The sequence below is a fragment of the Bradyrhizobium sp. ARR65 genome (genome assembly GCF_000472385.1).
In the GTDB taxonomy this organism is placed as follows: domain Bacteria; phylum Pseudomonadota; class Alphaproteobacteria; order Rhizobiales; family Xanthobacteraceae; genus Bradyrhizobium.
The window spans coordinates 60,264-85,161 of the sequence record NZ_AWZU01000019.1; the positions used below are offsets into that span (position 1 = coordinate 60,264).

At 62.5% G+C, this 24,898-nt stretch carries 24 protein-coding genes and 1 pseudogene; 8 read left to right on the forward strand and 17 right to left on the reverse strand.

Features of this window, described 5'->3' with window-relative positions:
- Positions 1-15 precede the first annotated feature (15 nt).
- The 4 genes from glpX to F758_RS0121130 form a co-directional block, all read right to left on the reverse strand.
- Positions 16-1,017, reverse strand: a complete 1,002-nt coding sequence (gene glpX, locus F758_RS0121115; RefSeq protein WP_024509740.1) for a class II fructose-bisphosphatase — start codon at positions 1,015-1,017, stop codon at positions 16-18.
- An 81-nt stretch (positions 1,018-1,098) separates the two neighbouring features.
- Positions 1,099-2,418 carry a homoserine dehydrogenase gene (locus tag F758_RS0121120; protein WP_024509741.1) on the reverse strand — a complete coding sequence of 440 codons (1,320 nt, stop codon included), beginning with the start codon at positions 2,416-2,418 and terminating at the stop codon, positions 1,099-1,101.
- Positions 2,419-2,497: 79 nt separating this feature from the next.
- Complete coding sequence (locus F758_RS0121125; RefSeq protein ID WP_024509742.1) at positions 2,498-3,718, reverse strand: LL-diaminopimelate aminotransferase; 1,221 nt, start codon at positions 3,716-3,718, stop codon at positions 2,498-2,500.
- 195 nt (positions 3,719-3,913) lie between these two features.
- A complete protein-coding gene (locus tag F758_RS0121130) occupies positions 3,914-4,201 on the reverse strand; it encodes a hypothetical protein (protein WP_024509743.1) in 288 nt (95 codons plus the stop codon).
- A 238-nt stretch (positions 4,202-4,439) separates the two neighbouring features.
- Between F758_RS0121130 and F758_RS0121135 the strand changes: the two genes are divergently transcribed.
- Both F758_RS0121135 and F758_RS0121140 read left to right on the forward strand, forming a co-directional pair.
- On the forward strand, positions 4,440-6,245 hold the full coding sequence (locus F758_RS0121135; protein ID WP_024509744.1) for a PHA/PHB synthase family protein: 1,806 nt from the start codon (positions 4,440-4,442) through the stop codon (positions 6,243-6,245).
- A gap of 97 nt (positions 6,246-6,342) precedes the next feature.
- A complete protein-coding gene (locus F758_RS0121140; protein ID WP_024509745.1) occupies positions 6,343-6,741 on the forward strand; it encodes an MAPEG family protein in 399 nt (132 codons plus the stop codon).
- Between the two features lie 9 nt (positions 6,742-6,750).
- On the opposite strand, the gene F758_RS0121145 is transcribed toward F758_RS0121140, so the two are convergent.
- The 5 genes from F758_RS0121145 to F758_RS0121170 form a co-directional block, all read right to left on the reverse strand.
- A complete protein-coding gene (locus F758_RS0121145) occupies positions 6,751-7,995 on the reverse strand; it encodes a threonine ammonia-lyase (protein WP_024509746.1) in 1,245 nt (414 codons plus the stop codon).
- A gap of 117 nt (positions 7,996-8,112) precedes the next feature.
- Entirely contained in the window at positions 8,113-9,162 is a 1,050-nt protein-coding gene (gene argC / locus F758_RS0121150; RefSeq protein ID WP_024509747.1) for an N-acetyl-gamma-glutamyl-phosphate reductase, read from the reverse strand.
- Positions 9,159-9,827: an FMN-binding negative transcriptional regulator gene (locus F758_RS0121155; protein WP_024509748.1), complete on the reverse strand. Its 669-nt coding sequence runs from the start codon at positions 9,825-9,827 to the stop codon at positions 9,159-9,161. The genes argC and F758_RS0121155 overlap by 4 nt, the downstream gene beginning before the upstream one ends.
- A gap of 327 nt (positions 9,828-10,154) precedes the next feature.
- Positions 10,155-11,141: an MBL fold metallo-hydrolase gene (locus F758_RS0121165; protein WP_024509750.1), complete on the reverse strand. Its 987-nt coding sequence runs from the start codon at positions 11,139-11,141 to the stop codon at positions 10,155-10,157.
- Between the two features lie 141 nt (positions 11,142-11,282).
- Entirely contained in the window at positions 11,283-11,813 is a 531-nt protein-coding gene (locus tag F758_RS0121170) for a DedA family protein (protein WP_024509751.1), read from the reverse strand.
- Between the two features lie 223 nt (positions 11,814-12,036).
- Here F758_RS0121170 and parE point away from each other — a divergent pair, with 223 nt between their 5' ends.
- From parE to F758_RS0121190, 4 genes are all read left to right on the forward strand, one after another.
- Positions 12,037-14,094, forward strand: a complete 2,058-nt coding sequence (gene parE, locus F758_RS0121175) for a DNA topoisomerase IV subunit B (RefSeq protein ID WP_024509752.1) — start codon at positions 12,037-12,039, stop codon at positions 14,092-14,094.
- A gap of 248 nt (positions 14,095-14,342) precedes the next feature.
- Positions 14,343-15,131, forward strand: a complete 789-nt coding sequence (locus F758_RS0121180) for an outer membrane protein (protein ID WP_024509753.1) — start codon at positions 14,343-14,345, stop codon at positions 15,129-15,131.
- A 275-nt stretch (positions 15,132-15,406) separates the two neighbouring features.
- On the forward strand, positions 15,407-15,592 hold the full coding sequence (locus tag F758_RS0121185; RefSeq protein WP_024509754.1) for a hypothetical protein: 186 nt from the start codon (positions 15,407-15,409) through the stop codon (positions 15,590-15,592).
- 22 nt (positions 15,593-15,614) lie between these two features.
- Positions 15,615-16,385 (forward strand): SDR family NAD(P)-dependent oxidoreductase, encoded by a 771-nt coding sequence (locus F758_RS0121190; protein WP_024509755.1) that lies wholly within the window; start codon positions 15,615-15,617, stop codon positions 16,383-16,385.
- A gap of 80 nt (positions 16,386-16,465) precedes the next feature.
- On the opposite strand, the gene F758_RS0121195 is transcribed toward F758_RS0121190, so the two are convergent.
- From F758_RS0121195 to F758_RS49690, 3 genes and pseudogenes are all read right to left on the reverse strand, one after another.
- Positions 16,466-17,239 (reverse strand): outer membrane protein, encoded by a 774-nt coding sequence (locus F758_RS0121195; protein ID WP_024509756.1) that lies wholly within the window; start codon positions 17,237-17,239, stop codon positions 16,466-16,468.
- Positions 17,240-17,406: 167 nt separating this feature from the next.
- A pseudogene (locus tag F758_RS51940) lies at positions 17,407-17,660 on the reverse strand (caspase family protein); the annotation flags it as partial.
- Positions 17,654-17,803 carry a hypothetical protein gene (locus F758_RS49690; RefSeq protein ID WP_157450091.1) on the reverse strand — a complete coding sequence of 50 codons (150 nt, stop codon included), beginning with the start codon at positions 17,801-17,803 and terminating at the stop codon, positions 17,654-17,656. The pseudogene F758_RS51940 and the gene F758_RS49690, both read right to left, overlap by 7 nt.
- Before the next feature lie 427 nt (positions 17,804-18,230).
- On the opposite strand from F758_RS49690, the gene F758_RS0121210 reads away from it, so the two are divergent.
- On the forward strand, positions 18,231-19,628 hold the full coding sequence (locus F758_RS0121210; protein ID WP_024509758.1) for a DEAD/DEAH box helicase: 1,398 nt from the start codon (positions 18,231-18,233) through the stop codon (positions 19,626-19,628).
- 106 nt (positions 19,629-19,734) lie between these two features.
- Entirely contained in the window at positions 19,735-20,802 is a 1,068-nt protein-coding gene (locus F758_RS0121215; RefSeq protein ID WP_024509759.1) for a GGDEF domain-containing protein, read from the forward strand.
- 67 nt (positions 20,803-20,869) lie between these two features.
- Here the strand turns inward: F758_RS0121215 and F758_RS0121220 are convergent, their stop codons facing one another.
- The 5 genes from F758_RS0121220 to sufD all read right to left on the reverse strand — a co-directional run bounded on the left by F758_RS0121220 (position 20,870) and on the right by sufD (position 24,895).
- A complete protein-coding gene (locus F758_RS0121220; RefSeq protein WP_024509760.1) occupies positions 20,870-21,334 on the reverse strand; it encodes a TfoX/Sxy family protein in 465 nt (154 codons plus the stop codon).
- A 145-nt stretch (positions 21,335-21,479) separates the two neighbouring features.
- On the reverse strand, positions 21,480-21,875 hold the full coding sequence (locus tag F758_RS0121225; protein WP_024509761.1) for a HesB/IscA family protein: 396 nt from the start codon (positions 21,873-21,875) through the stop codon (positions 21,480-21,482).
- Positions 21,876-21,951: 76 nt separating this feature from the next.
- Positions 21,952-22,332: an SUF system Fe-S cluster assembly protein gene (locus F758_RS0121230; protein ID WP_024509762.1), complete on the reverse strand. Its 381-nt coding sequence runs from the start codon at positions 22,330-22,332 to the stop codon at positions 21,952-21,954.
- A complete protein-coding gene (locus F758_RS0121235; protein WP_024509763.1) occupies positions 22,329-23,576 on the reverse strand; it encodes a cysteine desulfurase in 1,248 nt (415 codons plus the stop codon). Before F758_RS0121235 ends, F758_RS0121230 begins: the two co-directional genes overlap by 4 nt.
- Complete coding sequence (sufD, locus tag F758_RS0121240) at positions 23,573-24,895, reverse strand: Fe-S cluster assembly protein SufD (RefSeq protein WP_024509764.1); 1,323 nt, start codon at positions 24,893-24,895, stop codon at positions 23,573-23,575. The genes F758_RS0121235 and sufD overlap by 4 nt, the downstream gene beginning before the upstream one ends.
- Between the last annotated feature and the right edge of the window lie 3 nt (positions 24,896-24,898).

Sequence of the window (24,898 nt, forward strand, 5' to 3'; positions counted from 1 at the left end):
TGACGGTGCGTGGGGTCAGTCCAGGTGGAACTTCTCGAGCTGGCGGTGCTCGGCCTTGATGTAGCGCACGGTGCCGGTGACCGAGCGCATCACCACGGTCTCCGTCTCGATCACACCGTCCTTGCGGAACTTGGCGCCAGTCAACAGCGAGCCGGTGGTAACGCCGGTGGCAGCGAACAGGCAGTCGCCCCTTGCCATGTCCTCGATGCCGTAGATCATCTTGGGATCGGTGATGCCCATCTTGTGGGCGCGCTCCCGCTTCTCATCGCTGTCGAGCACGAGACGGCATTGCATCTGGCCACCGATGCAGCGCAGAGCCACCGCGGCCAGCACGCCCTCCGGCGCACCGCCGGTACCGATATACATGTCGACGCCGGTATTGTCGGGGTCGGCGCAATGGATCACGCCGGCAACGTCGCCGTCGGTGATGAGACGCACCGCAGCTCCCGTCGAGCGCACGCTCTGGATGATGTCGGCATGGCGCGGACGATCCAGAACCAGAACCGTGATAGCGGAAGCGTCGACGCCTTTCGCCTTAGCCAGCCGCTTGACGTTATCGGCAGGAGAGGCATCGAGCTCGACCAGGCCTTTCGGATAGCCGGGGCCGATCGCGAGTTTCTGCATATAGACGTCGGGCGCATGCAACAGCGTGCCGCCATCGGCTATCGCCATGGTGGCGATTGCGCCCGGCATGTTCTTGGCGCACAGCGTGGTGCCCTCGAGCGGGTCTACCGCGATGTCGACCTGCGGGCCGGCATTGAGCCCGACCTTCTCGCCGATAAACAGCATCGGCGCCTCGTCGCGCTCGCCCTCGCCGATCACGATCGTACCTTCGATCGGCAGCTTGTTGAGTTCGCGCCGCATGGCGTCGACCGCGGCCTGGTCCGCCGCCTTCTCGTTGCCATGGCCGCGCAGCCGCGCGGCCGAGACCGCGGCGCGTTCCGTCACCCGCACAAGTTCGAGCGTCAGGATGCGCTCGAGCAACATCTGCGGCGGAACGGAAATATGGGTCGACATCGGCGCACTCCTTAGAAAACTATCTCACGGGCCCTTGGGCCCGCCGTCAATCACCTAACGCGTAATCGGTTCGATTTGGCGTCAATTCTTTTCGATCCTTATGACCTGCGGCCGGCCGCTGATCACCTTGTCGCGCTGGACCGCCTTCAAGGCTCGGTAGACCGCGTCCTCATGGGTAGCATAGGTAATCAAAATAACGGGCACTTGCGAAGCCTTGCCTCCCGTGCGCGCGAGGTCAACGCCGTTGGTGTGGCGCTGCACGATCGATTCCAGGGAGATCTTCTGCTCGGCGAGCCGGGTGGCGATGGCGGCGGCGGTGCCCGGGAAATCGCGCGCCATCAGGCGGATGTAATAGCCGCCCTCATGCCGCTCCATCGGCGCCTTTTCGGTCGCGCGGAGCCGGTCGACCGGGCGGCCGAACGGGCTTACCCGCGCACCGCGGGCGACATCGGCAATGTCTGCGACCACGGCGGACGCGGTCGCGGCACCACCCGCGCCCGGCCCCACCAGGGTCAGTGGCGGGATGCCTTCGCCGTCGATCGTCGCCGCATTGGTCACGCCCATTACCTGCGCGATCGATGAAGATTTGGGCACCATGGTCGGATGCACGCGCTGCTCGATGCCCTTGGCCGTGCGCACCGCGACGCCCAACAGCTTGACGCGATAGCCGAGGTCACTCGCCGCGCGCAGGTCTTCCGGCGTAATCGACGAAATGCCCTCGACATAAATAGCGCTCTCGGCCACCTTGGTGCCGAAGGCGAGGCTCGCCAGGATGGCGAGCTTTTGCGCGGTGTCGTGGCCATCGATATCGAAGGACGGATCGGCTTCCGCATAGCCGAGCCGCTGCGCATCCTTCAGGCATTCTTCGAAAGACAGGCCCTCCTGCTCCATCCGCGTCAGGATGTAATTGCAGGTGCCGTTGAGGATACCGTAGACGCGGTTGATCGCGGTGCCCGCAAGCCCCTCGCGCAAGGTCTTCACGACCGGGATCGCGGCACCGACGGCCGCTTCGAAATTCAGCGCCGCCCCGTGCGCCTCGGCGGCCTTGGCGAGCCGCAGGCCGTGTTTGGCGATCAGCGCCTTGTTGGCGGTCACCACTGATTTGCCGGCTTTCAGCGCGGTCTCGATTGCGGAGAGCGCCGGCTCGCCGGCCCCCCCGATCAGTTCCACCAGACAATCGACCTCAGGATTTTCCGCAAGCGCCTGTGGATCCTTCGCCCAGGCGATGCCGCGCAGATCGACGCCGCGCTTTTTCGCCTTTGAGCGCGCGGTGACGGCGACCACACGTACGGGGCGCCCACAACGCGACGCCAAGCTAGTGCCCTGGCTCTCGATCAGACGGACGACCTCAGCACCCACGGTGCCGAGCCCCGCTATACCCACTCTCAGGGGTGCGACCATAACAGACAAGACCTGGAAAGACTTTATGCTGCAGGCATGATCTGATCCGAAAACCGGATTCCACTTTTCGGGATCATGCCTACCGCCGGTTGGCGAGAGGAACCACGTTGTGCAACGTTTCGATGCCGCTTTCAAGGAAGCGGCGCACGCCGCGGGCGGCCTGGCGGATACGCTGCTCGTTTTCCACCATGGCGATGCGCACATAGCCTTCGCCATGCTCGCCGAAACCGACGCCGGGTGAGACCACGACGCCGGACTTTTCCACCATGAGGGTCGCGAACTGCATGCTGCCTAGCGTCTTGAATGCTTCGGGCAGCGGCGCCCAGGCGAACATCGAGGCTTCGGGCGGTGGAATCTCCCAGCCCGCGCGACCGAACGATTCGACCAGCGCATCGCGCCGCTTGCGATAGGTATCGCGCATCTCACGAATGCAGTCCTCCGGACCGTTCAGCGCGGCGGTCGCCGCCACCTGAATCGGCGTGAACGCGCCGTAATCGAGATATGATTTGACGCGCGCCAAGGCCGCGATGATCCGCTCATTGCCGACGGCAAAGCCCATACGCCAGCCAGCCATGGAGAAGGTCTTCGACATCGAGGTGAACTCGACGGTGACGTCGATCGCGCCGGGCACCTGCAGCACGGACGGCGGCGGGTTGCGATCGTCGAAATAGACCTCCGCATAAGCGAGGTCCGAGAGGATGAAGATTTCGTGACGTTTCGCAAACGCCACGAGGTCCCGATAAAAGTCGAGACTGGCGACATAGGCCGTCGGATTGGAGGGATAGCAGACCACGAGCGCGATCGGCTTCGGGATGGAATGAACGATGGCGCGCTCGACCGCTTCGAAGAATTGCGGGGTCGGCTCGGACGGCACCGAGCGGATCACCCCGCCCGCCATCAGAAAGCCAAAGGCGTGGATCGGATAGCTCGGGTTCGGGCACAGGATGACGTCACCGGGCGCGGTGATCGCCTGGGCGACATTGGCAAAGCCTTCCTTGGAGCCGAGCGTCGCGACGATCTGCGTCTCCGGATTGAGCTTCACCCCGAAGCGCCGCGCATAATAAGCCGCCTGGGCCTTGCGCAGGCCGGGAATGCCGCGGGAGGCCGAGTAGCGGTCGGTCCGCGGCTTGCCCAGCGTCTCCTTCAATTTGTCCAGGACATGGGGTGGCGCCGGCAGGTCGGGATTGCCCATGCCAAGGTCGATGATATCGGCGCCGGCATTCCGCGCGGCCGCCTTGGCCCGGTTCACTTGCTCAAAAACGTAAGGCGGCAAACGGCGGATGCGGTAAAATTCTTCCATGGCTCCTTAACTCCGGCAACCGGCATGGGCAGAATCGCAATCCCATTGGGGATTTGCGAAACGGAAATCCGACTTGCCCGAAAATCGTGCCGAATCAACGACCTAGCACGAATTCAGCGGCAAAATTCTAAACGGTTGCCCTGATTTGCGGTTGAGCACAGTTCTTTTAGCACGGACCGACGCCCGCGCCAGCGCTCACTTCGCGTTGGAATTTTGGGTGGTCGAAGCCTGACGGTCTCGCGCTTTGATCAATTCAGCTTCAATCTTGGCGCGCTGGTCCGGCGGGATCACTGCCTCGTCCCGGTCCGGCGGCAGGTCATGGACAGGCAGATAGGTGCCGGGGTCCTTGGCGTGCGCCGAGGCGTCCGCCGGCGCGCCGAGCGAAGGCAGATCGGCAATGGGGCTGGAGCAGCCGGCCAGGACAAAAGCCGACAACGCCAATATACCCAATGCAAGCACGCTTGTGTGCCGTCCGACCGACATCGCTTTGGCCAATCCCATTTCGCCGATTTAAGCAGCGCCCAATCTGCCGCAGCTCAAACCATTGTCGCCCGAAACGATTAGAGCCAGAAACAGTAGACGGGAGCGATAGGGCTGCAATGTGACGGAACCAAGATTGATTGTCGCAGTGCAACACGCACCGTGCCGCAAAAGTTAACTTGAAAACTGCTAGCGCTATCTCGCGGTGACGCAAGCGAAATGAATCGGTAGTGTCTTTCTCATGAACGACGTGAAGATCGATACCGGGCCAACCAAGACATTCGACGCCGAGGCCTTTGCGATGAATCTGGCCCGCGCGATGGAGAGCGGCGGCAAGGCGCTGGCTGCCTATCTGAAGCCGCGCGAAAGCGGCGAAATCAAAGACAATCCGCCCACTGAGCTTGCCGAGGTGATCAGGACGATGACCGCGGTCGCCGAATATTGGCTGGCCGACAATGAGCGCGCCTCCGACCTGCAGACCAGGATCGCCAAGGGATACCTCGACCTCTGGGGCTCGGCGGTACGGCGGCTCGCGGGGCAAGAGGCAGCGCCGGCGATCGCCCCCTCGCCGCGCGACAAGCGCTTTGCCGACCCGGAATGGAAATCGAATCACTTCTTTGATTTCGTGATGCAGCTTTATCTGCTGAGCGCACAATGGGCCCACGATCTCGTGCGCAATGCGGAAGGGCTCGATCCGCAGACGCGCAAGAAGGCCGAATTCTACGTCCAGCAGATCGTCAATGCGCTGGCGCCTTCGAACTTCGTGTTCACAAATCCGGAAGTGTTGCGCGAGACGCTGGCTTCCAGCGGCGACAATCTGGTGCGCGGCATGCAGATGCTGGCGGAAGACATCGAGGCCGGTAAGGGTATCCTCAAAATCCGTCAGTCCGATCCCGCCAATCTCCAGCTCGGCGTCAACATGGCGGTCACGCCCGGCAAGGTAATCTATCAGAACGAGCTGATGCAGCTCATCCAGTACGAGCCGACGACGGAGAAGGTGCTGCGTACGCCGCTTCTGATCGTGCCGCCCTGGATCAACAAATTCTACATCCTGGACCTGCGCCCAGAGAAATCCTTCATCAAATGGTGCGTCGACCAGGGCATCACGGTTTTCGTGATTTCCTGGGTCAATCCCGACAGGAGCTTGGGCGCCAAGACCTGGGAGGACTACATGAAGGAAGGCCCGCTCGCGGCGATGGACGCGATCGAAAAGGCCACCGGCGAAATGAAGGTGCATACGCTGGGGTATTGCGTCGGCGGCACCCTGCTCGCCACCACGCTGGCCTGGCTTGCGGAAAAGCGGCGCGTGCGCACGACCTCGGCGACCTTGCTGGCGGCGCAGGTCGACTTCACCCATGCCGGCGATTTGCTCGTGTTCGTCGATGAGGGCCAGATTTCGGCGCTGGAGCGCGACATGCAGGAGGCCGGCGTGCTGGAAGGCGCCAGGATGGCGATGGCCTTCAACATGCTGCGCTCGAACGACCTGATCTGGTCCTACGTGGTCAGCAATTACTTGAAGGGGCAGCCGCCGGCCGCGTTCGATCTGCTACACTGGAATTCGGATGCAACGCGCATGCCCGCGGCCAACCACTCCTATTACCTGCGCAACTGCTATTTGGAGAACCGGCTGTCCTCAGGCACGATGGTGCTCGACAACACCTTGCTCGATCTCTCCAAGGTCAAGGTGCCGGTCTATAATCTGGCGACCCGCGAGGATCACATCGCGCCGGCCGATTCCGTGCTTTACGGCTCGCAATTCTTTGGCGGGCCGGTGAAATTCGTGCTCTCCGGCTCCGGTCATATCGCCGGTGTCGTCAATCCGCCGGCGGCGAGCAAGTACCAGTACTGGACCAATGACGAGATTCGCGACATCTCGCTGCAGGACTGGTTGAACGCCGCGCAGGAACACAAGGGCTCCTGGTGGCCGGACTGGCGCGAATGGCTTGCCAGCATCGATGCGGAGGAAGTGCCGGCACGCAGCGTCGGCAGCGATGCCTTGCCGCCCATCGAGGACGCACCCGGAAGTTACGTCCGGGTCCGCTCATAGCGAAGGTTTGGCGAAGCTTCTTGCGCTCGGGTATAAGCACACCAGCAACACTGATCTCGAAAGCGCGTAAGAGGGGGAGACGATGGCATCCGGATTGCTGACACCCGAGTTGTTCTGGCTGACCTTGACCGTCATTTTGACGGGCATCTTGTGGATCCCCTACATCGTCAACCGTGCCCAGGTGCGCGGACTGTCCGGCACGATGGCCAATCCGGCCCGCGACGCCAAGCCACATGCGCCATGGGCGACACGGCTGATGTTCGCCCACGACAACGCGGTTGAGAATCTGGTGATCTTTGCACCCCTGGTGCTGATCCTCAACGAGATCGACTACTCGACCAAATGGACCGTCTACGCCAGCGCGGTCTATTTCTGGTCCCGCGTCGCGCATCTGATCGTCTACACGCTGGGGCTGGCGGTGTTCCGCACGCTCGCCTTCACCGTCGGTTTTCTGGCCCAGGCGGTGCTGGCGCTGGCGATCTTCGGGATTTTCTGAGTTCGCCGCTCACATACAGCGCGCGATGAACCCCGCCGCGCTGAGCCGCGCCATCACGTCATCCAGATGTGCCCGGTCGCGCGTTTCGATGACGAGTTCGAGCAAGGTCGCCTTGGCCGGTAGATCGGAAAAGGTGCGCTGATGCGAGACTTCGATAATGTTGGCGCCAGCCTCGGCCAGCAGGATTGACACCGCGGCAAGCTGCCCCGGCCGGTCGACAAGATCGATCGCAAGCTGAGTCAGCCGTCCCTCGCGCGCGAGTTCGCGGGTCAAGACGGAAGCAATCAGCCTGGTATCGATGTTTCCGCCTGTCAGGATGAGACCGACATTGCGACCCGCAAAGCGTTCAGGGTTCGATATCACCGCGGCGAGCCCAGCAGCGCCGGCGCCTTCCACCACTGTCTTTTCGATCGAGATCAAACTCGCCACCGCCCGCTCGATCTGATCCTCGCTGACGAGCACGACGTCGTCGACCAGACCGCGGATGATCTGCGTCGTGATCCTTCCGGGCGATTTGACCGCGATGCCCTCGGCAAGGGTATCGCCGCGCATCGGCAGCGCCTGGTCGTAGATCGCATTGTACATCGACGGGTAAAGCTCGGCCTGAACGCCGAGGATCCGCAAATCCGGCCGCACGGCGCGCGCCGCGATCGCGATGCCGGAGATCAGCCCGCCGCCGCCGATCGGAACCACAAGCGTGTCCAGAAACGGCACCGCTTCGAGCATTTCAGGCGCGACGGTCCCCTGCCCCGCGATGATCAACGGATCGTCGTAAGGGTGGATCAGCGTCATGCCGTGGGCCTTGGCATGTGCGAGCGCGAATTCACCCGCCTCTTCCAGCGTGGCGCCGGAGATCATCACCGCCGCGCCATGCCGCCGCGTGTTTTCGATCTTCACCATCGGCGTGCCGATGGGCATCACGATGGTGGTGGGGATGCCGAGACGCTTGGCATGATAGGCGACGCCCTGCGCGTGATTGCCCGCCGACATCGCGATCACGCCGCGCCCGCATTGTTCGGGTGAAAGGGCCAAAAGGCGGTTCAACGCGCCGCGCTCCTTGAAGGAGGACGTGAACTGCAGATTCTCGAATTTGAGCCAGATCCGACAGCCGCACATCTCGCCCAGCGTCCGGCTTTCCTCGCATGCGGTGACCAGCACCGCACCACGGATGGCAGTCGCTGCAGCGTTGATGTCGGCGGGCGTGACTGGCAAGTTGGGCGTGTCTGCGCGCTTGTTATTAGAATCGGTCGGCATCTTCGGCGGCCAATTTTGGCGCCGTCATTCCGGGGCGATGCGTTAGCATCGAACCCGGAATCTCGAGATTCCGGGTTCGGCTCTGCGAGCCGCCCCGGAATGACGGCGTGAATGAACTTACGGGAACAGCGCGATCTGCTCCAGTCCGGCGGTTTCCGGAAAGCCGAACATCAGGTTCATGTTCTGGATCGCCTGCCCGGCCGATCCCTTCACCAGATTGTCCAGCACCGAGATCACGATGGCCCGGTTCTTGATGCGATCGGGAAACACCCCGATCTGCACATAGTTGGACCCGCGTACATTCTGGGTCTGTGGCATCACGCCCTTTTTCGCAACATGGACGAACGGCTCGTTGCGATAGGCGTTCGAGAGCGCATCGCGCAAATCATCGACGCTCGCGCCATCGAGTCTGACATAGCACGTGCAAAGTTCGCCGCGCGCCATCGGAATCAGGTGCGGCGTGAAATTCACGGTCACGGCACTACCGGCGGCGGCGCCGATCTCCTGCTCGATCTCGGGCGCATGACGATGCGTGCCGACGGAATAGGGCGACAGCCCCTCGCCCGCCTCCGAGAACAGTGTGTTCTGCTTCAGCCCGCGCCCGGCCCCGGTCACACCGGACTTGGCATCGATGAGAATGTCATGCACGTCGATCAGCTTGGCCTTGGCGAGCGGCACCAGGGCCAGCAACGACGCCGTCGGATAGCAGCCGGGGCAGGCCACCAGCCGGCTTGATGCAATTTTCTTCCGATAGAATTCGGTCAGGCCGTAGACGGCTTCACCCTGCAGTTCCGGCGCGCGGTGCTCGTGTCCGTACCATTTCGCATAGACCTCCCTGTCGCGCAGCCGAAAATCCGCGGACATATCCAGGACCTTGATGGCCGGATTGGCTTTCAGGACCGCGGCGATGATCTCCTGAGTCGTGCCGTGCGGCAGGCCACAGAACACGGCATCGAGCTGCTCCCAATCGACCTTCTCCCATTCCACAAGCTTGGGCAGGTCCAGCATGAAGAAATGCGGGAACACGTCCTCCATTGCCCGGCCGGCATGGGTGTTGGCGGTCAAGGTCGTGATCTCGGCATGCGGATGCCGCGCCAGCAGGCGGACCGCATCCGCGCCGGTGTAACCGGAAGCGCCGAGGACACCGATTTTCTTCTTGCTGCTCATGTCTCGCTCCCATCATTGCCCGCCGCTTCGTTTGCAAATGCCGCAGGCCTGGCCTCACGCATCAGATGCGAAATCTGTTGTGCGTTCGCATCGGGCCTCGCGGCCAACGCGGCACTCACTGCGCGGTAATCCGCCTCGGTCTTGTGCTGGTTGAGCTTGAAGCTGCCTTCGATCTCCTCAACCGTCATCACCAGGCCGACGATCAACTTCTTCATCGCCTCAAACCGTCCCGCCGTCATTTTCGCCGATGTCCAGGGCCTCTTGGGCAAGAGCCGCTCCTCGAACTTGGCACTCAGCGTATCGACCTGCACCGAGAGTTCGTCATCCGTCAGCACCCGCACCGGACCGGTCAGATGCACGGCCTGATAGAGCCAGGTCGGCACCTGGTCGGGCGAGACGTAGTAATCCGCCGAGACATAGGCGTCGGCGCCGGTGACGGCCAGGAGCCACGACGATGTCCCTCCTGAGAGCTTTACCAGCGGATTGTGACGGGCGACATGAAACGCCGCGCGCGGCGTGCCGTCCTCAGCGTATGACAGATAGAACGGCAGTGCGGAGGCGATCGGCTTGCCGCCGTCGAAAGCGCAGATGAGTCCAAATCCGCGCGCTTCGGCAAATTTCAGGCAGGCCGCGCGATCGGCTTTGAACATCGGGGGCGTGTACATGTCTCACTCCTATTTGAGCCAGGAGCCGCCGAACCGGATGCGCGTTTTCTTTTGAGGAGAATGCCGCAGGATCCAATCCGGCGGCAGAGGCGATGATCTCAAACGCCGACAACCGCCCATGCCGCGCAGGCGCGGCGGCGGCGAGCGATGCGGATGGTCGCGACGCTGATCATGCGCGGGCCTATAAGCCGGCGCCTGTGCGCGGTCAAGATGCGACGGTGTCATTCCGGGGCGCTTGCAACGCAAGCGAACCCGGAATCTCGCGCCGCAACCTCCAGATTCCGGGTTCGCGCGCTCGAGGCGCGCGCCCCGGAATGACGCTCCATCTCAGATCGCCGGATTCCACGGCATCGGAATGACCCGATAGCCGTCGCCGTCCTTTTCGAGATGGGCGAGTCCGGGGAACGGATAATGGAATGCCTGAAGCAGCAGCCTCTCCGTTACCACCATGTCATAGATGCGGCGGCGCGTCTTTTCCGCAACATCCGCGTCCTGATCGAAAAAGGCATGCCACCCCGGATGTGTCGCGAACGGATTGGGATTGTTGGTCACGTCCGATTGGATGAACACCTTCCCCGAACCGGATGACAGCACGTAGGACGTATGCCCAGGCGTGTGCCCGACGGTCTCGACCGCAAGCAGGCCGGGCGCGATTTCCTTGCCCCACTCGTATGGCGTCACCTTTCGCTTTAGGCCGGCCTCGAAGATGTTGCGGTTGTTCTTGAACAGGCTCTGCATGCGACCCGCGGGCGCGCGGCTCATCTCGCCATCGTCCATCCAGAACTTCCATTCGACCGCCGGCACCAGCACTTCGGCATTCGGAAAGGCGGGCGTGCCTTCGGCGGTCAGCAATCCGTTCACGTGGTCGGTGTGAAAGTGAGAAATCACGACCATGTCGACGGCCTTGGGATCGAAGCCCGCGGCCGCCATGTTCTCCGCGAACAGTCCGTTGGTCTTGTTCTTCTCCCGCGCCAATGACCCGTTGCCGGTATCAATCACCACAACCTTGCCGCCGGTGGTGATAACGAGAGGGGCGAAATAGATCGTCATTGTATCGCCAGGCAGGAACGCCCGTTGGAGCGCCGCGCTGACGTCCTCCTTCTTGGCATTGGTGATGAAGGAATCCTCCAGCGGAAAGGTGAACCTGCCGTCGGACACCACGGTGACCTCGATGTCGCCGATCCTGTAGCGATAGAAGCTCGGCGCCTGTTTATCCGCCGGCGTAGCAGCGGCACTCGCCGGCGCCGATCCGAGCAACGGTGCAGCCGCGATCGCCGCGGCGGACGTGAGTGCTTGCCGTCGTGATAGTTGCATCGCTGTCCTCCCACCGACAGAATGAATTCCGAGTTGTTCGCTCCTCGCCTGTCTTGCGTTGATCGTAGCAGGATCGCGTTTCCCGCGCGAACAGGACAGGTGTCCCGGTCGCTAACCCCCACCATCTCGCGTTTATTCCGGCTAAACCGCGCGCCAGAGCCATTCCATCACCCGCGCGATCACGTCGCCAAACAAGAGCAGGACGGCGGCCCAGATCAGGGCGGAAACGAAGTTGGCGACTTGAAACTCCCAGTAGGGCATTTCGAAAATGCCGGCCACGAGCGGCACCGACGCGCGCAAGGGGCCGAAGAAGCGACCGATGAAGATGCTGGGGACGCCCCAGCGCCGAACGAAAGCTTCGCCCCGGGGCAGGATGTCGGGATAGCGCGAGAGCGGCCAGATCTGCGCAACCTGCTCCTTGTAACGAAAGCCGAACCAATAGGAGACCCAGTCCCCCAGCGCCGCGCCGATACCGCCAGCAATCCACACCGGGAGGAAACTGATACCACTTACCCCGATCAGCGCGCCGATCGCGACCAGCGCGCCCCAGGCCGGGATCAATAGCGAGAAAAACGCAAGCGATTCACCGAACGCCAGCAGAAACACGATTGGGGCAGCCCAGGCCTGATGGTCGCGCACGAAACTGACCACGGCGCGCGCAAACTCTTCCATGTCCCAAAAAAGCCCTTCTCGCCCCGTTCCAATCCCGGAACCCAGTTAGCGCCCAGACGCCTGAAAACACGTAAGCCGGCCGCTTGCGCGACTTCAAGTCACAAAGGCATGGGGCGCGGTAATCCCCCTTGCGGAGCCGGCCGTCACTTTTTAAGCCCGACCGTGGCATAGTCACCTGAACCCTGATTCGCCGCGCGAACTTGCGCGTATTATATGAAGATCTATGGCCAAACCTTTGAAAGCTCTTGCCAAAACCAAAGCGCCCAACGACCTGTTTGGGGCTGAGGACTCAAAACGCCGCCCCGCCGCCAAGACAGCCGCGCGCGCCGCCGGCGCCGAAGACGGCTACACCGCGCGCGACATCGAAGTCCTCGAGGGTCTGGAACCGGTACGCCGACGTCCGGGCATGTATATCGGCGGCACGGACGAAAAGGCGCTGCACCACCTGTTTGCCGAAGTCATCGACAACTCGATGGACGAGGCCTTGGCAGGCCACGCCACATTCATTGAGGTGGAGCTCTCCGCAGACGGCTTCCTCACCGTGACCGACAACGGCCGCGGCATTCCTGTCGACCCGCATCCGAAATTCCCGAAGAAGTCCGCGCTCGAAATCATCATGTGCACGTTGCACGCGGGCGGCAAGTTCGACTCCAAGGTCTATGAGACCTCCGGTGGTCTGCATGGCGTCGGCATCTCCGTGGTGAATGCGTTGTCGACACGGCTCGAGGTCGAGGTCGCGCGCGGCCAAAAGCTGTATCGCATGGCGTTCGAACGCGGCCATCCCAAGGGCAAGCTCGAGGACCTGGGCAAGATCAGCAATCGCCGCGGCACCAAGATTCGTTTCAAGCCCGATCCGGAGATTTTTGGCGCCAAGGTCGCGTTCAAGCCGCAGCGGCTATTCAAGATGGCGCGCTCCAAGGCGTATCTGTTTGGCGGCGTCGAAATTCGCTGGCGTTGCGCGCCCGAGCTGCTCAAGGCCGTCGAGGACGTGCCGGCGGAAGCGACCTTCCACTTCCCCGGCGGCCTGAAGGATTATCTCGCCGCCGCGATCCATGCCGACACGTTGGTGCATCCGGATATTTTCTCTGGCAAGTCGGGGCGCGTCGGCGGCCATGGCGGTTGCGAATGGGCGGTGGCCTGGACCGCGGATGCCGACGGCTTCATGTCCTCCTACTGCAACACGATCCCGACCGGCGACGGCGGCACCCACGAATCGGGCATCCGCAGCGCGTTATTGCGCGGGCTGAAGGATCACGCCGAACGCGTCGGCCAGAGCAAGCGCGCCGCCAATGTCACGTCCGAAGACGTGATGGCCGGTGCTGCCGTCATGCTCTCGGTGTTCGTGCGCGAGCCCGAATTTCAGGGCCAGACCAAGGACCGGCTCGCGACGGCCGAGGCGCAGCGCATCGTCGAACAGGCGGTGAAGGATCCGTTCGACCACTGGCTGTCGGCCAATCCCGTACAGGCCAACAAGCTGCTCGACTTCGTGATCGAGCGGGCGGACGAACGCATCCGCCGCCGCCAGGAGAAGGAGGTCGCGCGCAAGACGGCGACCAAGAAAGCGCGGCTGCCCGGCAAGCTCGCCGACTGCACCGATAGCGCGCAGGAAGGCTCGGAGATCTTCATCGTCGAAGGCGACTCCGCAGGCGGCACCGCAAAGGTTGCGCGCGATCGCAAGACTCAGGCCGTGCTGCCCTTGCGCGGCAAGATTCTGAACGTCGCCTCCGCCGGCAAGGACAAGCTGATGGCCAATGCCCAGCTCGCCGATCTCGTGCAGGCGCTCGGCTGCGGCACCGGCGCGCATTATCGCGAAGAGGATTTACGCTACGCGCGCATCATCATCATGACCGACGCCGACGTCGACGGCGCGCATATCGCCTCGCTCCTGATTACCTTCTTCTACCGGCAGATGCCGCGCCTGATCGATGAGGGCCACCTCTATCTGGCGGTGCCGCCGCTCTACAAACTCACCCACGGTAGCAAGACGGTCTATGCCAGGGACGATGCCGATAAGGCGAAGAAGCTGAAGAGCGAGTTCAACGCCAACGCCAAGGTCGATATCGGCCGCTTCAAGGGCCTCGGCGAAATGATGCCGGCGCAGCTCAAGGAAACCACCATGGACCCGGCCAAGCGTACCCTGCTTCGCGTGGTGCTGCTCGCCGATGATCGCGAAGGTACCGCCGATTCGGTCGAGCGCCTGATGGGCACCAAGGCCGAGGCGCGATTCGCCTTCATCTCCGAAAAGGCCGAATTCGCCGGGGAAGACCTGCTGGACGTTTAGGCGATTACAACCGTCCGTTGCGCCGAAGAAAATCGCCTCCGGTCGGACCGGAGGCGATTTTCTTTGATTTTCAACCGTTTAGAGAATCCGCTCTCCCGTGCTTATGCGATAGTTTTCGGTGCGACTGTGCCTACCCTGCAACAGCATTTTGGGTCGAACCGGCTATATTGTTTGCGAATTGGGGACGAGGCCCCGCCTGGAATTTCAACGCGGTCAGTTCGAACGCTCAAAGACCTGAAGGAATGACAATGAAAAAGCTCCTGCTCGCTCTGTCCGCTGTGGCAGCGATCACCGGCTCGGCCAACGCGGCCGATCTCGCGGCGCGGCCTTACACCAAGGCTCCTCCGCCGGTCGCGCCCGCTTATAACTGGACCGGCTTCTACATCTTCGGCGGTGGCGGCGGCGGCATCTGGGATGCCGACCAGCACACGCAGACGACCGTGGGCGCCGTGCCGCTGACGATTGATCAGCGCCAGGGCGGCGATGGTTGGTTCGGCACCGTCGGTCTCGGCTACGACTGGCAGTTCAACAATAGCTGGGTGGTTGGCGTGTTCGCTGACGGCCAGTTCGGCAGTCTGCGCGGCAGCCTCTCGGATGCCTTCAACGGCATCACCGGCCGGATCAAGCTGCAGGACTCTTGGGCCGCCGGCGTGCGCTTCGGCTATCTCGTTGCGCCGAACGTCTTCTCCTATGTCAATGGCGGTTACTCCGGTTCGCACTGGTCGGGCTCGACGCTGGTCGATAATTTCAGCGGCCTCCCGGTCGGCCTTCACACCGACAGCTTCAACCGCAATGGCTGGTTCGTCGGCGGCGGTGTCGAAAACAGCCTGAACATCTTTGGCCTCACGGCGCCCGGCTGGTTCATGAAGACCGAATACCGCGCAGCCTATTACGACAAGAAGGCTGTCGACGAGCGCTTCGACGGTACCAACGTCCTGTTCGGCGATTCAGTCACCTTCAAGCCCCTGGTGCAGACCGTCAGCACCTCGCTGGTCTACCGCTTCAACTGGACCGGCCCGGTGGTCGCGAAGTACTGATCGCTTTCTGACGTCAAACCTAGAAGCCCCGGCCTAGTCCGGGGCTTTTTGATTCCTGCATTCCACAACAGGTGGACAAGCGCCGTATCGGGTGAAGCTCGCCTTGTTGCGCGCCATATCCCATGGCGGATTCGAACCGCTCGCGGGTGGTCACGCCCCTGGACTGTGTTTAGGCTCGCGGAAGTTTCCCTCGTCGCCGCCGAAGCGTTGCGCGGCCGGACGAAGGCTGAATGTCGACAAGAGACCGCCCTCAAAACGTCTTGGGAGGAAACACCATGCGCAGGGCGCTTCTGATCGTTGGCCTATTGGCACTTGCCGTTGGCCTACTCTGGATCGGCCAAGGCACCGGCGTTATCAGGTGGCCGCCTGAAAGCTTCATGGTCGATGAAATCCAATGGGCAGGCTATGGCGTCGCCTTGGCCGCCCTCGGGTTGATCTTCATCTGGCAAGCCAAGGGCTGAAATCTTTTGGAGTAGATCCACAATGAAATCCGAACTGTTCGATCTCGGCGACAAGGTCGCAATCGTCACCGGCGGCAATGGCGGCATTGGATTAGGCATGGCGCGTGGACTTGCCGATGCTGGCGCGAGGCTCGCTATCGTCGGACGCAATGCGGAGAAATCGGAGCAAGCGGTAGCGGAGATCGCAGCCCGCGGCGCCAAGGCAATTTCTGTTGTCGCCGACGTCACCGACGGGAACGCGGTTGCCAAGATGGTTGAGCGCGTCGGAAGGGAGTTCGGCCGCATCGATATTCTCGTCAACAACGCCGGTATCAATATCCGCAAGCCGCCGCACGCACTCGAGCTCGATGAATGGGAGCGGGTGATCGACACCAACCTCACCAGCGCTTTTGTTTGTTCGAAAGCTGTACATCCCGCCATGAAGGAAGCCGGCGGCGGCAAGATCATCAACATCGGCTCGATGATGTCGATCTTCGGCGCGAGCTTCGCGCCGGCCTATGCTGCGAGCAAGGGCGGCATCGTGCAGTTCACGCGTTCATGCGCTTGCGCCTGGGCCGCCGACAATATCCAGGTCAATGCGATTCTGCCGGGTTGGATCGACACCGACCTCACAAAACGCGCCCGCGCCGAGATCGGCGGCCTGCATGAGCGCGTGCTGGCACGTACGCCCGCGGCACGCTGGGGTGCGATCGACGACTTCGCGGGAATTGCAGTGTTTCTCGCCTCGTCCGCTTCCGACTTCGTCACCGGCACCGCGGTACCCGTCGACGGCGGCTACTCCATCACCGGCTAAAAGCGATCGCCGGTGTTCCCGTGCCCAAACGACAAGCCCCGGCCAAGACCGGGGCTTGAACTGGTTGCGGACTACCGAAATTAATAACGGGCAGCGACCGGAGCGCCCAAGCCGCCAAAGCCGCCGAAGCGCCAGTTCAGGCGAACCAGGCCAATGTCGACCTCCTGACGGATATGCTCCGTCTCGAAGAACGCGCCGGCCGCATCCGTGAGATTGACGTTGCGGCTGCCCATGAACAGATGGTCGTACTCGACACCGATTGACCAGTTTGGCGCGAAGCCAAACTCCAGACCGGCGCCGACCGTGCCGCCCCAACGGGTTTCGTCCGCCCTGGCCAGCAACGCGCCGGTCCCACTGAACGCGTCATACCTATTGCCGACTACGGCTGCACCGCCCTTGACGTAGAGCAGGACATTGTTCCAGGCGTAGCCAACCTGCCCGGTGAGCAACCCAAAAGCATCGAGTCGCGAACGGTTGAAGTCGGGCGGGAAGAGAAGGCTGGTATTACTGCCTCTGAAATCAGCCCAGTTGCCCTGCCCTTCGAGACCGAACACCCAACTGGCTGTCTGCCAGCGATAGCCGATTTGACCACCAGCCGTGCCGCCGGTTGCGTTATGGCAACCTTCCGGCCCGGGCAGAGTGGCAAAGATATCCGCTACAAGGTCCCAGCAATTGCGCGACGAGCCACCGCCGCCGTTGACGCCGATGTAGAAGCCGCTCCAGTCGTAGAGGACGGGCGCGGGGGCCGGCGGCGCCTTGGTGTAAGGCCGTGCCGCGAGATCGGCCGCCGAAGCGCCGTCAAAGCCTGCGATCGAAATAACAGACGCGAAAACCCAACCAAGATGCCGTTTCATGGAAGCCCCTCCAAAGCACAGCGAGCAGATTGTTGAGTGATAGTACGCTACACGCTTAAGGCGAGCGACATGGAACCCTGGCTTGGCGGACCACCGGCGTCACTTTGACCGCGTAAGTTGCATATGAGCAACAAAATACGCGCGGAAATGGCAATAGTGCTGTCGCATTATGCGCGAAAACGCCTGATCTCCGACACGCTGCCATCGCGATAGGTCGGCTCGAGGCGAACTGAACCAATGGCACAAGCTCTGGATCCTTCAGATCCGCAGGGCGCGGCATCTTCAGCAGGCGATCCGGCACCGCGCTATCGATGCCGACGCGCACCTCGCGGATCGCGCGGCGATACGACATCAAGTGCGTGCAATGGACCAGCAAGCCCGTTGAATCAGCGGAACGATGCCAGCTCGTCGCGGTCACATCGCCTTCCGCAGCTTCGACACGTTCTTGTCGTCGTTGTTACCGATCACAAGCGCAATGCGCTTCTCCCCTTGCGCCGGCGCGGCCGGCACCGTCAGCCAGCCCGCAACAGCGCAGCCCAGCACCGCCTCCGACATCCACGTCATGAAAATTCCCTGTCTCGGATCACCCTGACGATAGTCGATGCAGCGATACCGGCAGTTCGGCGCGCCAACCGCGATAGCCTCCTTACCCGCTCGCTCGGTGCGGCGTGGCGAAGCGCGTCGTCATCCTGCCCGGAGCCGCGACCTCCAGGATAGGCTTTGGAAACCATCGTGGCAGCGCAGGGCTGACAGGTATTTAGGCGAAAACGTTAGGTTTTTTCGGCGCTTCCCGCGCCTGCTCCATTGACTTCCAGCGATTCCACCCTATGTTCCGGCTTGAAGCGGCAGGTAATCGAACAAGCGATTCCGCTGAAGTGCCGCCGTCAGCGTAAGTCAGCGCCCCCAGCTTTTGAAAGCGCGCCGTTTCGGGGTTGCACGCGACAGCCTTTTACCCCCTCGATACCAAACGGCGGTTTCGACTAGAGGCTCAATGTCTTTTTCCCATCTCGGTCTATCCGACAAGGTGTTAGCGGCCGTTGCGGCCACCGGCTACACCAACCCCACGCCTATCCAAGATCAGGCAATTCCGCACGTGTTGGCCCGTCGAGACGTCCTCGGCATCGCCCAGACCGGCACTGGCAAGACCGCAGCCTTCGTGCTTCCCATGCTCACCATCCTGGAGAAAGGTCGCGCCCGGGCCCGCATGCCGCGCACCCTGATCCTGGAACCAACGCGCGAGCTGGCCGCCCAGGTCAAAGAGAATTTTGATCGCTATGGTGCGGGCCAGAAGCTCAACGTCGCGCTCCTGATCGGCGGCGTCTCGTTCGGCGATCAGGACTCCAAATTGACCAGGGGCGTCGACGTTCTGATCGCAACTCCCGGCCGGCTGCTCGACCACACCGAGCGCGGCGGGCTGCTTCTCACCGGGGTCGAGCTCCTGGTGATCGACGAAGCCGACCGCATGCTCGACATGGGCTTCATCCCCGACATCGAGCGCATCTGCAAGCTCGTTCCGTTTACTCGCCAGACCCTGTTCTTTACCGCGACGATGCCGCCGGAGATTCGGCGCGTCACTGAGGCCTTCCTGCACAATCCCGTCAAGGTCGAGGTCTCCAGGCCCGCGACCACCGCCTCCACGGTCACGCAATCGCAGGTGCCCGCCAGCAGCGAACCGCACCAAAAGCGCGAGCTACTGCGTCGCCTGTTGCGCGGAGCCAAGGACCTCAAGAACGCGATCATCTTCTGCAATCGCAAGCGCGAGGTCGCTATCCTTCACAAGTCGCTGCAGAAGCATGGCTTTTCCGTTGGCGCCCTACATGGCGACATGGATCAACCGGCGCGCATGGCAGCGCTCGATCAATTCCGCAAGGGTGAACTGCCGCTGCTTGTCGCCTCCGATGTCGCTGCACGCGGCCTCGATATTCCCGAAGTCAGTCACGTCTTCAATTTCGACGTCCCTCATCATCCCGACGATTATGTCCACCGCATCGGCCGCACGGGGCGCGCGGGCCGCAGTGGAACGGCGATTTCCATCGTCACGCCGGTGGACCAGAAGTCGGTCGCGGCGATCGAAAAGCTGATCGGGCAAAGCATTCCCCGCGCCGAAGGCGATTTCTCCAGCGAAACCGCCGAAGAGAGTGAGCATCCTCGCGAGCACAGGTCACACGAATCGTCGCGCCGCGGACGCAAGGGTGGCCGAGAGCGCGAGACGCGCCATGGTGGCGGGCGCCACCACGGTGCGCCGGGACAACAATCGCCGGCCGCACAGCGCACACCGTCGATCACGCAACGCGGCGAGCCGCGGCGCGCGCGCGACATTGATTCCGAGCCGGCCGACCACTCCCATCTTCCGGCCTTCCTGCTGCGGCCGGTGCGCGCCCGCGTCTGAAGAAGCACCTATTTACCGCTCGTTCACGATCGTCTATTAACGTGCCCGCTATAATTTGAGCGATTGCTGCAAGCGGGCGGCGCGGCCCTGCTATGGGGGCATAACAGTGGTCAAGGTGCTCGACGAACACGAACGCACGATGGCGTTTGCCGAAGTCGCCCTTGGGCAGATCAGGTCTCTCCGCCAGACAGCCATCCCTCGCAACTATGAAATCTGGTACGTCTACGCGACCGGATACAACGCGCCGCTCAACAAGATCATCAATGAGACGCTAGCGCGCAATGGCAAGCTGACCGAGGCCGATCTCGAGCAGATCTACGACACCTATCTCTCCCACATCAAAACCACCGACCGCATCGACAAGGTCGGCGCGCGCGTCATCGGGGAAATCGATGAGGTCTTAAAGCTCCTCACCGATGCCCTCGGCATGTCCGAAAGCTATGAGGTCTGCCTCGACGGTGCGGCGCAAAAACTTTCGACCGCGCGTACGGCCGCGCAGGTCAAGCCGATCGTGGAAATGCTGCTGAAGTCGACGCGCGAGATGCGCGAGACCAACATGGCGCTCGAACAGCGGCTCACCTTGTCGCGAACCGAGATCAGCAATCTGCAGCAGAGTCTCGAGGCGATCCGGGCGGAAAGCCTGACCGACCCGCTGACGGGACTTGGAAATCGCAAATATTTCGACCGCATGATCGAGACCGAGGTACAGAACGCGCTGGCGAACAATCAGCCGCTGTCGCTGCTCATGTTCGACATCGATCATTTCAAGTCGTTCAACGATTCCTACGGCCATCTCACTGGAGATCAGGTGCTGCGGCTGGTCGGCATGTCACTGAAGCAGACCATCAAGGGCCAGGACATCACCGCGCGCTACGGCGGCGAGGAGTTTGCGGTCGTGCTGCCCAATACCGCGTTGCGCCAGGCGCTGACGGTTGCCGATCACATCCGCCGCGCGATCATGGCCAAGGAATTGAAGAAGAAGTCGACTGGCGAGATTCTCGGCCGCGTAACCATCTCGGTCGGTGTCTCCATGCTCAAGCCGGACGACGACACGGACTCCCTGATCGAGCGCGCGGACGCCTGTCTCTATGCCGCCAAGCGCGCCGGCCGCAACCGCGTGGTCTGCGAAGTCGATCCGGAATATACCGCCGAGATGCGGGGCCAAGTGGCGTGAAATCGGCGCAGCCGCTGAAAGGGGGCAAAGGCCCGCACAGCGCCGTGTCCACCACTTCTCCAGCCCGTTACCCCGAACGGTGGGCACGCTTCCGCCTTCGCTCTCCGAGCTTCGGCGGACGCATCGCTTTGCCTATCCTACGCTGCGCGCTCTTCGTGACCTTCTTCTTCACGGGCTTCTTGGCCGATGCCTTCCGCACCTTCGCTCGTTTCCTCATTGCCGCACGCTGGGCTGCGGCCAGCGCCGCCCTCGCCCACTCGGCGAGTTCTTCGGAATCATCGAACAGCCGCGCCGGCAACTGCCAGTAGGAGCCAACCGTCACGGTCTTGGTACGGGTCTGGTATTGAAACGGCCGCGAGCCCTCGGCTTCGAATTGCGGGATCGTGATTTCGTCGGCCCGGAAATAAAGCCCACTACGCAGCGCCAGCGCGAAGTTGGTCCCATCAGCGGAGATACCGAAGCCGGAAAACATTCGCCGGATGGTGACAGGACCGAAATCGACGAACAGATCGATCAGGAAATCGCGGTCCATTGGCGCCTCACCCCGACGTCAACCCTCATGGTGAGGAGCGCGAAGTGCGTCTCGAACCATGAAGCCCCCCACTCGCGGCCATACTTCGAGACGCCGCACAGGGCGGCGCCTCAGCATGAGGCTAGCATGCTCGGGCTCGGCGAAGCTAAACCTGCGCAGGCTTTAGCTGAACGGATTCACCGCAGCCGCAGGCGGAAACCTGGTTGGGATTGTTAAAGACGAACTGCGCCTGCATCTTGTCGACCTTGTAATCCATCTCGGTCCCCAGGAGGAACAAGACAGCTTTGGGATCGACCAGGATCTTCACGCCCTTGTCCTCGACGACCTCATCGGTCGAGCGGATTTCGTGGGCGTATTCCACTGTGTACGACTGTCCGGCACAGCCACCATTCTTGACGCCGACACGCAAGCCGACGATTTCGGAATCGGCACGCCTGGTCAGCTCCAGTACGCGCTGCGCCGCGGCATCGGTCAGTTTCATAACCTGCGGACGCGGCCGCGCCTTCGGCTTGGAAGCTGGGTTGGGAGAAGCCTGTGTCATATTAGTCATGTGGTCAGTCCCATCGGCAAATCAATGCCGGATCATGCTGCAGTTGGCCTTACTCTTGCGAAACGCCTCACCACATATTCAGGACGAGTCGCGCCTCGTCGCTCATCCGCTCCGGCGACCAGACCGGTTCCCAGACCACGCTGACATTGACCATACCGACCCCGGGAACGCTCGCGATCGCATTCTCCACCATCGTCGGCAGCTCGCCGGCGGCCGGACAATTCGGGGTCGTCAGCGTCATCACCACGTCGACAGAGCGGTCGTCCTTGATGTCGACCTTGTAGATCAGGCCGAGCTCGTAGATGTCGGCCGGGATTTCGGGATCGAACACCGTCTTCAGCGCCGCGATGATGTCCTTGGTCAGCCGCTCGGTTTCTTCCGGCGGCAGCGCCGATTGTGTCTCCATGTGGCTCAACTGGGCTTCGGCCGTGTCGGTCGTATCGGTCATGCGAACAATTCCCGCGCCTTGATCAGCGCTCGTGCCAGATGGTCCACTTCTTCACGCGTATTATACATCGCAAAGGATGCGCGGCAGGTGGCCGTCACGTTGAACCGCTCTAAAAGCGGCATCACGCAATGGGTGCCGGCACGAACCGCGATGCCCTGTCGGTCGATGACGGTCGCGACATCGTGGGGATGCGCGCCTGTCATCTCAAAAGAAATCAGCGGCCCCTTGCCTTTCGCCGTTCCGATCAGGCGCAGCGAGTTGATTTCGCGCAGACGGTCCTCCGCGTAAGCGACGAGGTCGTGCTCATGCGCGGCAATGCGCTCCTTGCCGATCGAGTTGACATAGTCGATCGCGGCACCCAGCCCGATCGCCTGGACGATCGGCGGCGTACCTGCTTCGAATTTGTGCGGGGGATCGCCATAGGTGACCCAATCCTTTGCCACCTCACGGATCATCTCGCCGCCACCGTTATAGGGCCGCATCTCCACCAGCAGATCATGCTTGGCGTAAAGCGCGCCGATGCCGGTCGGCCCATAGAGCTTGTGGCCGGTGAAAGCGTAGAAATCGCAGTCGATAGCCTGCACGTCGACCGGAAGATGCACCGCCCCTTGCGCGCCATCGACCAGCACCTTGATGCCGCGGGCATGCGCAAGTCTGACTACGTCCTTGACCGGTACCACCGTGCCGAGCGCATTCGACATCTGCGTGATAGCGACCAGCTTGGTGCGGGACGTCAGCAGTTTCTCGAACTCTTCGATGAGGAAATTGCCGTCGTCGTCCACCGGCGCCCATTTAATCACGGCACCGTGCCGCTCCCTGAGGAAATGCCAGGGGACGATGTTGGAATGGTGCTCCATGATGGAGAGCACGATCTCGTCGCCCTCGCCGATATTCGGCTCGCCCCATGAGGAGGCGACCAGGTTGATCGCCTCGGTGACGTTGCGGGTGAAGATGATCTCCTCGGGCCGCCGCGCGTTGAGGAACTGCGCCACCTTGGTGCGGGCGCCCTCATAGGCTTCGGTCGCCGCGTTGGCGAGATAGTGCAGGCCGCGATGGACGTTGGCGTACTCGCTGGTGTAGGCCTGCATCACGCGGTCGAGCACCGCCTTCGGCTTCTGCGCGGAAGCCGCGTTGTCGAGATAGACCAGCGGCTTGCCGTAGATCTGCATCGCCAGCGCCGGAAAATCCTCGCGCACGCGAGCAACGTCATAGGCTCCGTTGAGGACGGCCGGATGCGTGCTCATCGCCGTACCTCCAGCCAGCGCTCGGCTTGCGCCATCACGAACTCACGCAGGCTCTCGTCGGCAATCTCCTCGATCGCCTCGCCCAGGAACGCCTGGATCAAGAGCGCCTGCGCGTCCTTTTCGCAAAGGCCGCGCGCTCGCAGATAGAACAACAGGCTCTCGTCCAGGGCGCCCGAGGTCGCGCCATGGCCGCAGGTGACGTCGTCGGCGAAGATTTCCAGTTCCGGCTTGTTGTCGGCCTCGGCCTCATCGGACAAGAGCAGCGCCCGCGTCATCATCTTGCCGTCGGTCTTCTGCGCATCGGGGCGGACGATGATGCGCCCCTGGAACACCGAATGCCCGCGGTCGTCGACCACTGCGCGGAAATTCTCGCGGCTGGTACAATGGGGCACCGCATGGTCGACCACCAGCGTGGTGTCGCCGTGCTGCTTGTCCTTGAGCAAGTTGATGCCGTTGACGGAAAGGTCCGAACCCTCGCCCGCCAGCGTGATGAAAACCTGGTAGCGGCTGACCGCGCCGCCCCGGGTCATGTTGAACAGGTTGAGTTTTGCCTTCGCCCCGACGGTAACGATCCCTGAGGAGATGTTGACGGCATCCGCAGCATCCGCCACGACGCGAAGATGCGAGAGCTCGGCCCCATCTCCGACCCAGAGAATCACCGCATCATTGGCCTGATAGGCGCTTGCGCCCTCAGCGGCCACGAAGCTCTCGATGAAGGTTGCACGCGCAGCCTTGCCGAGCTTGACGTGCGAGCGCGTGAACGCCGATGCGGAGGACGCCGTCGCGACATGCACGATCTGGATCGGACGGGAGAGCGCCGTGCCGTCAGCGACGCTGATCACGACGCCGTCGGTCACCATCGCGGTATTGAGCGAGATCACAGCATCCGTGGTCGACGTGAGCAGCAGATCGCTCCTCGCATCATTGGCGCCGTTCTCAAGAATTTCGCGCAGCGTCCGCACGCTGATGCCGGCGCCGAGCTCGGCAATGCCGGAGAGTTCGGGCACGAACACGCCATCGACCAGCACCAGCTTGGCGGCGCCATCAACCGCAACGAGCTCGAGCGCAGCCTTCGCCCGCGTGATCGCGGCCGCATCCGGCCGGCCCGCCAGCGGCGCCACCTCGCGCATCAGCGCGCGCAGATCGGTATATTTCCATTCCTCGATGCGCCGGTGCGGCAGGCCCGCACGCTCATAAGCCTCGAAGGCTCGGCGGCGCGCCTCCGCGACCTCACCTGCGCCGGGCAGCCGGTCTCGCGCGGTCGCAAACACATTGCTCACCGCGCGTTCGGTATCGGTTTTGGCCAGAACCAAGTTCATTGG